The 10303-nt window shown below is 62.7% G+C and carries 9 protein-coding genes and 1 tRNA gene; 5 read left to right on the top strand and 5 right to left on the bottom strand.

Features of this window, described 5'->3' with window-relative positions; genetic code table 11:
- The first annotated feature begins 107 nt into the window (after positions 1 to 107).
- Positions 108 to 1466, top strand: coding sequence for a glycerate kinase type-2 family protein (locus ACFQL3_RS03520; RefSeq protein WP_377051448.1), 1359 nt, complete (start codon positions 108 to 110; stop codon positions 1464 to 1466).
- Between the two features lie 3 nt (positions 1467 to 1469).
- On the opposite strand, the gene arcS is transcribed toward ACFQL3_RS03520, so the two are convergent.
- The 4 genes from arcS to ACFQL3_RS03500 form a co-directional block, all read right to left on the bottom strand.
- On the bottom strand, positions 1470 to 3221 hold the full coding sequence (gene arcS, locus ACFQL3_RS03515) for an archaeosine synthase subunit alpha (RefSeq protein ID WP_377051446.1): 1752 nt from the start codon (positions 3219 to 3221) through the stop codon (positions 1470 to 1472).
- Positions 3222 to 3424: 203 nt separating this feature from the next.
- The gene (gene tgtA, locus ACFQL3_RS03510; protein ID WP_377051444.1) at positions 3425 to 4894 is read right to left on the bottom strand and encodes a tRNA guanosine(15) transglycosylase TgtA; all 1470 of its coding nucleotides are present in this window, start codon (positions 4892 to 4894) and stop codon (positions 3425 to 3427) included.
- Positions 4895 to 4919: 25 nt separating this feature from the next.
- The gene (locus ACFQL3_RS03505) at positions 4920 to 5480 is read right to left on the bottom strand and encodes an NUDIX hydrolase (protein ID WP_377051442.1); all 561 of its coding nucleotides are present in this window, start codon (positions 5478 to 5480) and stop codon (positions 4920 to 4922) included.
- 69 nt (positions 5481 to 5549) lie between these two features.
- Positions 5550 to 6746, bottom strand: coding sequence for a carboxylate--amine ligase (locus ACFQL3_RS03500; RefSeq protein WP_377051440.1), 1197 nt, complete (start codon positions 6744 to 6746; stop codon positions 5550 to 5552).
- A 163-nt stretch (positions 6747 to 6909) separates the two neighbouring features.
- On the opposite strand from ACFQL3_RS03500, the gene ACFQL3_RS03495 reads away from it, so the two are divergent.
- A complete protein-coding gene (locus ACFQL3_RS03495) occupies positions 6910 to 7737 on the top strand; it encodes a DUF7504 family protein (RefSeq protein WP_377051438.1) in 828 nt (275 codons plus the stop codon).
- A 5-nt stretch (positions 7738 to 7742) separates the two neighbouring features.
- On the opposite strand, the gene ACFQL3_RS03490 is transcribed toward ACFQL3_RS03495, so the two are convergent.
- Entirely contained in the window at positions 7743 to 8147 is a 405-nt protein-coding gene (locus ACFQL3_RS03490; protein ID WP_377051436.1) for a hypothetical protein, read from the bottom strand.
- A 93-nt stretch (positions 8148 to 8240) separates the two neighbouring features.
- Between ACFQL3_RS03490 and ACFQL3_RS03485 the strand changes: the two genes are divergently transcribed.
- From ACFQL3_RS03485 to ACFQL3_RS03475, 3 genes are all read left to right on the top strand, one after another.
- Positions 8241 to 8313: transfer RNA gene (locus ACFQL3_RS03485), tRNA-Pro, on the top strand.
- A gap of 493 nt (positions 8314 to 8806) precedes the next feature.
- The gene (locus ACFQL3_RS03480; protein WP_377051434.1) at positions 8807 to 9568 is read left to right on the top strand and encodes a DUF7537 family lipoprotein; all 762 of its coding nucleotides are present in this window, start codon (positions 8807 to 8809) and stop codon (positions 9566 to 9568) included.
- Between the two features lie 144 nt (positions 9569 to 9712).
- A complete protein-coding gene (locus tag ACFQL3_RS03475) occupies positions 9713 to 10297 on the top strand; it encodes a hypothetical protein (protein WP_377051432.1) in 585 nt (194 codons plus the stop codon).
- Positions 10298 to 10303 lie beyond the last annotated feature (6 nt).

Below are 10303 nucleotides of genomic sequence, written 5' to 3'. Positions count from 1 at the left end.
CTGTGCTGGCAAGAGAACCCAGTGCCGTCGAACTGCTTACGGTCCGGGAGGTCGATCGTTTCGACACCCGTGCAACCGACTGACACCGACGGAGATCCCCCGCAAACATGACGCCACCACGTGAGACTATCGATAACCGAGACGAACTCCGACAGTCACCCTCCCGCTCGCTCGCACTCGACTGTCTCCAGGCCGGTATCAACGCCACCCACCCCGAGGTAGTCGTCGACGACGCGCTCGAACTGGATGGAGAGATGTTGCAGGTGAGCGGAGTAGTAGAACAAGAGTCCAGGGGCTACGACCTGAGCGAGCACGAGTCGATACTACTTGCTGGCGGCGGCAACGCCGCGGCACATCTTGCCACGGCCGTCGAGAACGTATTGGGTGATCGGATCACCGGCGGTACCGTCGTTACCGACGACCCCGTCGAGACCCGGGCAGTTGATGTCTTGCCCGGCGATCATCCTGTTCCGAGCGAGCGCGGCGTCGAGAGTGCCCGACGCGTCGAGCGCGTCGTTGAGCAGGCCGGCGAGGACGACCTCGTGATCGGACTGCTCACCGGCGGCGGCAGCGCCCTGCTTCCGGCTCCGGCCGGCGACCTCTCGCTCGATGATTTCCGGGAAACGACCGAGGCGCTCCTCGCGAGCGGTGCGACGATCGGAGAGATAAACGCCGTCCGCAAGCATTGTTCGCGGATCAAAGGGGGGCGTCTCGCACGGCGTGCGGCCCCGGCAACCGTCGTCGCACTGGTCATCAGCGACGTGATCGGCGACGATCTCAGCGTGATCGCGAGCGGGCCACTCTCGCCGGATCCGACGACCTATGCCGATGCGAGAGAGGTGCTCGACCGGTACGGGATCGAGGCAGCAACCGTTCGGTCCCATCTGCGTCGCGGCGAGGCGGGCGAACTCGACGAGACGCCGACATGCGACGATCCCGCGTTCGAGAGAGTCGACCGGCATGTCGTCGCGAACGGCCGAACCGCAATCGACGCCGCCGCAGCGGTTGCCGAGGACCGGGACTACACCCCGCTCGTCCTCTCCAGTCGCGTCCGTGGCGAGGCCAGTGAGGCCGCCAAAACTCACGCCGCAATCGCGGAGGAGTGTCTCGCTACGGCGACCCCGGTTGCCCCGCCTGCCGTGTTGCTGTCGGGCGGCGAGACGACCGTCACCCTCGCCGATGACCACGGGGCTGGCGGCCCCAACCAGGAGTTCGTGCTGAGCGCCGGCCTCGAACTCGACGCCGACGCTATCGTGGTTACAAGCGTGGATACGGACGGCATCGACGGCGCAACCGATGCGGCCGGTGCGATCGTCGAGTGCGAGACTGTCGACCGGACGACCGCACGCGAGGCACTTGACCGGAACGACGTCTATCCGGTCCTCGACGAGAGCGACGCGCTGATCAAAACAGGGCCAACGGGAACGAACGTCAACGACCTCCGCGTGTTCGTGATCGACGAGTGAACGTTACTGCTCGTCGACGTGGCGAACCGACGCCGCGACGCCCCGAGTGCTCTCAGCCATCTCCGGACCGCTCATCTCGGCGCGGCCGACGCCGAACGCTTTCGGTCCCTCGACGACCACTTCGTCGCCAACCCGGATCTCGTCGTCGGCGTCGACGACGCCGGGGGCGAGCACGTCGCCGTGCGGAACGAACGCGTCGATCTCGATGCGTTTGGTTGGTGCGTCGCTCTCGACCCATTGTCGCCCACCCGCGAGAGTCATCGAAAGGACGCCGTACTGGGGAACCATCGCGGCGAGTTGTTCGCCCTCGGGGTCGTGGACGCGCAGTTTCGGATAGCGGCTTTCCATCGTGATGTCCTCGAAAAGCGCGTCCCCCGCACCGTCGCCGAACTGGTAGTCTGCGATCGCCCGCACAGTGTTTTTTTCGCGTTCGCGTTTCGAGTACTTGAGTTCACCCTCCAGCGCGCCCGCGAGGTTGACCAGCGACTCCTCGTCGGTCGGGTGCTCCTCGACGGTGTAGGTGAACTCCAGATCGAGCGCGTCCTCGACGCGCTCGCAGATGTCGCGATAGCCTTCGTCGGGGATATGCGCGATCACCGACGGGTACTCGTTGCGTTCGAGGTAGGCCTGCAGGACGTTCGCGACAAACCGCTTTTCGTCCTCGGACCAGCGACCGGTGACGACGGAGTCGTAGTGCTGGGCAGGGTAGGTGCACTCCAGTTCCTGTGGGACGACGCCGATAGGGCTCGTCATCGAGACGACGTGGCCGCGGAAGCCGATCGCCTCGTGGAACTGGCCGTGGCTCTGTGACTCGCTGTAGGGTTTGGTCGCCGAACAGGGGACGAGCACGAGCGGGTTCGAAAACCGGTTCTGATACCGGTTGGTTACTCGCTCGGCAAAGCGCTGGATCTCGACGCGGCGGATCGTGTCCTCGGTCGCAGAGACCAGTTCGGAGCGTCTGAGGACCGGCGTTCGTTGTTCGAGATACGACCACTGCTGGTCGAATTCGCGGAAGGCCGCGGTACACCACTGCTCGTGGCGGGCCTGCCCCTCGATGTAGTCGCGAAGTCGGCCGGCGCGGATCCGTTCGCGAACCCGACCGAGTTCCGCACGAAGCGCGTTAGCGTTGTGATCGGCACAGTCCTCACGGTCGAACTCGCCGACTGGCTGCCGGCAGGCCGGGCAGGCACAGGGGAGTTCGCTGAGATCCTCGAGGAAGTGTTCGCCCTCGTTGGTGAGGTACTTGCCCTGTAGTCCTTTCACAACCGCGCGATGTTCGTCGACCAGATCGACGCCCGCGTAGACGAGCGTAGCGACGTTGACCGGCGTGGCGACGCCGGAGAGATAAAGTCCGCTGTCGGCGGGGATCGAATCACGCGTCTCGATGATCGCATCACGGAACGCACTACCGTGGCCGATCGATCCCTGGACGTCCGAAAGCACGTAGGCGTCGGCTCCGAAGTTCTCGGCAGTGTCGGGCGTGACGGCGACGGCGCTCGGATACTCGACATCGGGGTAGTCGACGGCAAACGACTCTTTGACCTCGTCTGCAGTGCCGGCCGGAAAGCCGCGGTGGGGAAGAACGGTGAGAGCGCTCTCGTCGCCCGCTGGCAGTTCGCGCTCCTCGGGCCAGAGGCTCCCGGCGTCCTCGACGACGTCGTCGACGAGCGCCGGCGTGGTTACCGGGTCGGAGAGGCGGAGCTGGGCGATCCGGGCCGCGCCGTCCCGCTCCAGCACCTCGAAGTAATCGGTCATACTATACCGCTGTCGCGGTGCGTGAAAGAGACTATCGGTCCCGGATCGCCAGGGCTCCGCGGTGGCGTCAGGGCGCATGGCGAACAGGCGACATCGGCGACCTCCGAAGCGGCGTGTCACACAGCCGCGAACCGCTCCGGAGCGGGGTCAGTGCATGGACGCCGCTGGCCGCTCGCTGCGATATAAACGTGTGGACGGGCGTCCTACGGGTCGCCGAGAGAGAACGATTCGACGCGCTCGGGAACCCGGTCAAGCGCCGACGCGGGCCAGTCCCAGTGGCCGAGTGTGAACTCGGTGTCGGGGTTCGACTCGACGAGACGGGCGACGCCGTCGGCCGCGGCCTCGTAGGCGCTCGCATCCAGTCGGTCGGGAACCTCCGCCGTGAGGGGGTAGGTCTCCGAAAGGGCTCTCGGGAACGGCCCGAACGGCGGGACGATGCGCCAGGATTCGTCGTAGTTGTTCGAGCTATCGCCCTCGGTCAGGAGGACCTGTCCCTCCGGATCGAGTCGGTCGAGTCGGCGGTGATGGCGATGGACCTCCGGCCTGTTCGCGCTCTCGCTGGAGAGGTAAAAGAAGGTGCTCTTCGAGACGGGGTCCTCGCGTTCGAGTTGTTCAGAGTGTTCACAGAGCGCCCGATAGCCGTCGAGCATCGCAGGGTGGCTCCGTGCGCGCTCCTCGACGAGTTCGAGCAGGTCGCCGCTCCGGATGGCCTGCTTGATCCGCCGGATCTCCGTGAAGGTGACGTGGAGGTTGTGTGCCGCGAGCGCTTCCTCGCGTGCTTTGGCGTTGAGCGCACGCAGATCCTCGCCAGTGGAGTCGGTACAGACCGTACAGGAACAGGGGAGGTAATCGAGGTCGTCGAGTTGTTCGGTCCCGCGGACGGTGAGATAGCGGTCGTCCCGGGCGTACAGGGCGTAGGCAGCCGAATCGAACAGGTCACAGCCCATCGCGACAGCGAGCGCGAACATCATCGGGTGACCGGCACCGAACAGGTGGACCGGCGCGTCGACGCCGAGTCCGCGTTTGGCGGCCGCGACGACATCGACCATGTCGCCGTACCGGTACTCGTTCATCAGGGGGACGACTGCACCGATCGGGAACACGTCGTGGTCCGTACCGTCGGCGTGGGCCCCAGCCCGCTCGCGCAGGTCGGGATGCGTCGACCCCTGGACCGGAGCCGTGAGGAGCATCTCGCCCGTATCGATCGATTCTGCCGCCTCGATGCGCTCTTTGGTCGTCTCGAGTTCCGCTTCTGCTCGCTCGTGGGAGACGTCCGGCGGCGTCGGGATGTCGACCGGCGTACCGATGTCGGAGCCGATCTCGCGCTGAAATCTGAGGATCTCGTCGGTCGTGACGTCGATCTCCCCGTACTCGGAGAGCTGAAACGACCCCGAGTCGGTCATGATCGCACCGTCGAAGTCGAGCAGTTCGTGAAGCCCCTGCTCGCGGGCGCTCTCGCGGAGGTCGTCGTTGTTGTGGATAATATAAGAGTTCGTGATGAGAATCTCCGCGCCGAACTCCTCGTGGAGGCGGGCGGGTGATATCGTCTGAAGGTTCGGATTGATCACCGGCAACAGTGCCGGCGTTTCGACGGTGACCCCTGCTCGTGGGACGGTTAGCTCTCCGATCCGCCCCCCAGCGTCGGCGTCCTGCAACTCGAAATGGTCGCGCATGGTCGGGTGGAGGGCAGGTGACGGCCTAAGGATTCCGTTCGTCGGCGAGCAGCACGTATCGGAGCACTGCCAGCTGGGCCCGCCCGTCGCGGATCTCGTCGTTTTCGACTGCGGCGAGCAGGTCGTCGAACGTCGTCGTCTCGACGCGGATGCTCTCGTTGTCGTCGAGTTCCTGCTCGGCGGTCGGCGCACAGCCCCGGGCGACGAAGACGTTGTGAACGCTGTTTGTAGCACCGTTCATCGGTTCGACCGTCGTCAGGTGTTCGAACTCCCGTCCCTCGTAGCCGGTCTCTTCCCGGAGTTCTCGCCGGGCGGCGGCGGCCAGCGACTCGTCGTCCGGTTCGACAGTCCCAACCGGGAGTCCGCGGTTGATGCGGTCCACGGCCTGTCGCCACTCCTCGATGACGACGACGTCGCCGTCGGCAGTGAACGGCAACACGACGACTGCCGGTGGTTCAGTAAGATAATCGAAGGTCGTCTCGGTCCCGTCGGGCAGGCGCACGTCGTCGGTCACGACGTCGAAGCCGGGACAGGAGTACGCAGTCCGGGAGCCGAACGTCTCCCACGAAAGTGAATCTTCAGTCACGTCCCATCACTTACAACGGAGCGTGCAAAAACCTCTCGCCCTGCGGGCAATCGCGACAGTAGCCGGGGGCTACGTCGTGTTCTTCAGAACGTGACTGAGACCCGTGACAAACGGACGTGGGTCGTCGACCCGGAGATTGTCGAAGTTCGGGTCCTCGTAGCACGACCGCAGTATCTCCCACGCCGTTCCCGGGACTGACGGACGGCCGACGATTGCGGAGTCGTCGGTGAACAGGCTCTGGAGGTGGCCGAGTTCACCGTACAGGAGATGGGTCCCGACTCCTACCTCGTACTCCGGGTCTATCGCTTCGGGCCGACCGGTCGCGAGAAGCCAGTAGTACCACGGGAAATCGGCCCCGGCCCGGACGGCACAGGGAAGCGACTGCCAGAGCCGTGGGTTGATCTCCGTGAGAACGAACTCGTCGGTCTCCTCGTGGCGCATATACTCGATACAGGCGAGACCATGGTAATCAATGCTGTCCAGAAGCCTCCGTCCCACCTGATCTAGCTCCGGGATATCGACGGAGACCCTGTAGACGCCACCGCCGCCAGTGTAGGAGTCCCCGCGTATCTGCCGGTGCTGGAAGGTCGCGAGCGCCTCGCCGTGGTCGTAGAGTGCCCCGAAGACGTACTCGTCGCTCGACGGGATATACTCCTGTACGATCGGGTCGTGGCCCATCGATTCGGTGAGTTCCGCTCGATCGAGTTCGTCGCCTGCGCGATAGTGGCTCACGGATTTTGCGGTCGCGGACTCCCGTTCCGAGTACGAATCGAGATACTCGCTGGCCAGCAGATTGTAGCGCGATTTGACGATCAGTTCGCGGTCGGTGTCCTCGACGTCGGAAAGGAGACGGGTATCCGGTACTGGCACGCCCGCGGCTTCGGCGGCCGCCGTCAGCCGAATCCGATCGTGGACCACTCGAAGCGTCTCCATCAGTGGCGTTACCACCGAGACGTGCGCCTCGAACTCCGACTCGTACAGCGAGAACAGATACGTGTCCTGTGGCCTGATCGGGAGAATCGTCTTCACGTCCTGCCGCGAGGCGATCCGTAGCAGTGCGTCTCGGTAGTCAAGCAGATCCTCGTCTGGGGCCGGGATCCGTACGGTTTCGTCGCAGAACCGGGATCTCGACGCCGGAACGTCGTCGTGCTCAGAGGCGATGATCGTCCGGATTCCCCGTCGCGAGAGCGACCGTACACAGGAATAACTCCCCGGATCGAACCCGGTCGGGATAAGTACCGCGTCCTGGCCCTCCTCCGTGTCCATGCCTCCACGTCCGGAGCACACCATATTAGTATGCAGAAACTACCGGACGAAGGGGCCGTCTCGTCAGGCGGTAGGCCGACCGCCGTCGATGAAAATTCACACGACTGGAACGGTGAGACCGATACAAAACTATTAATCCATGTAAAAGAACAGAAGAATACGCTTGAGTGACGAAATGATCGACGTCTCCGAGGGGGCGTCAGTGTTACTACTCGGTGCGTCCGGCACGAACGCCGACCACTGCTGTGACACGCTACTCGATGTCGGTGAAGCCACGAACCGGGCAGAGCTATCTGTCAGGTTTCCTCAGGATATCACCGATCGAACCCGACTCGATACGGGGACCACGGGACGACAACCGGAGAAACGTGGGGAGATCATCGTCGGAGACGTGTTGCGCTCGGCGGATCCGACGGAACCGGATTTCGACGCGCCGGTCGCAACGGATATCGTGGAAGATCCCGCGGCGCTGACCGATATCGGAGCGTCAGTGAGCGAGTTCTGTGAGACCTGGTCGAGCGACGGCCACCGGATCGTGCTGTGTTTCGACTCCATCTCCGGACTGCTTGTCCACTCGGACCCGGAGGTAGTGTTTCAGTTCCTGCACACCCTGCTTGGACGCCTTGCCGAGACGGAGGTTGTGACCCACTTCCACATCGATCCAGAGGAACACGACGAGCAACTGATAGCGACCTACTCGTCGCTATTCGGCGAGATCGTCGATCCGGAAAATGCGGATGCACTGATCGACGAGTCCAAACTAGAGGACAGGGAAACGACATCCGAGGCATCACTGAGTGACGGCATCCCGGCCACGTCGGGGTCGTCACAGGCCTCCGACAGCGATATCGCGGCCCGAATGGACGACGACATCGAGGACGCCGAGTTGTCCACCAGTACGGAGACTACGAAGAGTGGGGATGCGGAGGCAACTGACGACGAGATAGCGGATCGACTCGACCGACTCGAAGACGATGACGCGGGCGAGTGATATCGTTAGCCGAGTATGTCCGTGACTTCGCTGACGATCTCTGAGACGGGGGTATCCGGATCGACGGAAAGATACAGTCCCTCGCCGCCGCTGAGGACCCGAATGATCGCGGCGTAGTCGGTGTACGTGACGAAGGCGTTCGTCTCGGTCACCTGTGGATAGAGATCCTCGAACAGTTCTCGTTCGAGGAAATCGACGTTCATGTACTCGTGGATGACGTCGCCGACGACCCAGATATCGGTCTCGTTCTCGTACTCATCGAGCCCTGTGTCACTGGCGTAGATGATATGAAAGTCTTCGGGGATGAACTCAGCGCAGACGAGAAGGTCGTCACCGATCCGGCTCTGTACGGCGTCGAGAGCACCGATAGCATCAAAATCGGTGAGAACCGAATCGTTCCTTGTAGGCATACCACATTTTGTCGTGTCAGGGTTAATAAACATTATTGCCCCACACATCGAGAACGAAACGCTTTACATAGCGACTACCGAAGAGAAGGGTACGGGGCCGTGGGGTAGCTTGGTATCCTTCGAGCCTTGGGTGCTCGCCACCTCGGTTCAAATCCGAGCGGCCCCATATTACTGTCGCGAACAATTCCGTGAGCGACAGTCATTGCACGAGTGAAGATTTGAACCCTGGCAGGCGCGCGCAACGTAGTGAGCACGTCTGCATCCGGTTCAAATCCGAGCGGCCCCATATTACTGTCGCGAACAATTCCGTGAGCGACAGTCATTGCACGAGTGAGGATTTGAATCCTTGATCCGGTTCAAATCCGAGCGGCCCCATCGATTCTGCGAGGAACGGACGTGACGAGCGACTCGTACACGCCGTTCGGATCTGAACCCTGGCAGGCGCGCGCAACGTAGTGAGCACGTCTGCATCCGGTTCAAATCCGAGCGGCCCCATATTGCTGTCGCGAACAATCCCGTGAGCGACAGTCATTGTACGAGTGACCGGCCCCATATCACCCCCACAAACGGTACCATGAATTACCTGCCCGTTCCTGCAGAACAGACCGCAGTAAATAGCTGGAATCTATCTATTTATACCTGGTCGGCGTGAGACACACATGAAACAAAGATTCGGCCTGACCATCTTTGTCGTTGCACTCGTGCTACTTGCTGGCTGTGTCGGCGGAACTGGTTCTACTGATCCAGCAGATGAACCCGATGATGGCACCGACGGAGAAGTGATGATCGTCGACAACCGAACGGCTGCAGTGTTGGATGCTGGGGGCTATACCTCCGTCTGGGAGATGGAGTTCACCACCGAGCGTGACGGTGTAAGCACAACGAGATACACGCATGCCGTCGATTACGTGAACGAACGATCCAGTTTCGGGATGCTGATGACGAACCGGGACGAAGTGACCAACGATTACGAGAGTTTCTACGCCGACGGCACGTCGTACGTGCGATACGGCGACGGCGAGGAGGCGACGTATCAGACCGCCCCGGGAGAGTTCACCCCGGAGAACACCCTGTTCTCGGTCGAGAGCTCTATTACGAGCGGGAGCGATCTCTCGGAGTTCTCGGTCGTCGGAACTGAGACGTACGACGGCGTCACCGTCACGCGCTACGAGCGAAGCGACCAGCCGGCCTGGATCGCCGCACAGGGCACCGACGACGAGTTCACCTGGACAGCGTTCGACTACGCGGTGCTGGTCGACGAGGACGGTTTGGTCCGCTACGATAGCTGGACCGGCGAGGGTGTCGACGGAGAGGGCGTCGAACAGACGATGACGTTCAGCTACTCGCTCACGGATGTCGGCTCGACAGTCGTCGAGGATCCCGACTGGCTCACGGCGGCCGGCGAGCAGACGGACGCCTAACGCAGTCCATTCGAAGTCCCGAGAGCTTCGCAGGCGAGGTGCCACCGACGCGGCGAGAACTACCAAATAGCGTGAGTGACTCCTCGCTTCGGTGAGCAGACGGGACGAGCGGGACTTTTTCTATCTCCTCCCGAAGGAGTAGATATGGATGCAGTCCGGTCTCGCTCGCGACGTCGTCTCTTGGGTAGCATTGGCGGCGTCGTCTCGGTCGCTGGTCTCGGTGGCTGTCTCGACGACTCGGGCGAGAATGATCCCGATGAGAGCGATGCGGGCGGAGATGATCCGGATGAGAGCGATGCGGACGGAGATGATCCGGACGAGAACGATCAGGACGGAGACGACCCCGAAACGGACGAGTTAGACCTCCGGGAGGCAAACGTCGTCGACGTCGCCTTCGAGAGCGAAGGCGGGACGTACACGTTCGACGTGATGCTCCATCACGACGACGAGGGAGAAGACGGCTACGCGAACTGGTGGCAGGTAGAGCGAGTAGACGGGACGCGTCTGGGCCGACGGAACCTCGCGCACGCACACTCCCAACAGCCGTTTACCAGATCCGAAACGGTCGAGATTCCGGACGACGTGAACTGCGTCGTCGTCCGTGGACACGATCAAACGCACGAGTACGGAGGAGTAGCGGCCGTGATAGATCTCGACTCGGCGGAGCTACGACCGATCGAGCAGGGGTCGGAGAAACGCTCGGTCGATGCCGACGACTGCCCCCAGTGAGGGTCG

Origin of the sequence: Natronoarchaeum sp. GCM10025321 (assembly GCF_042663585.1) — an archaeon.
Lineage (GTDB): Archaea > Halobacteriota > Halobacteria > Halobacteriales > Natronoarchaeaceae > Natranaeroarchaeum.
Note: the sequence above shows the minus strand (reverse complement) of the source record. Positions and strands in the feature narration are given on the sequence as shown.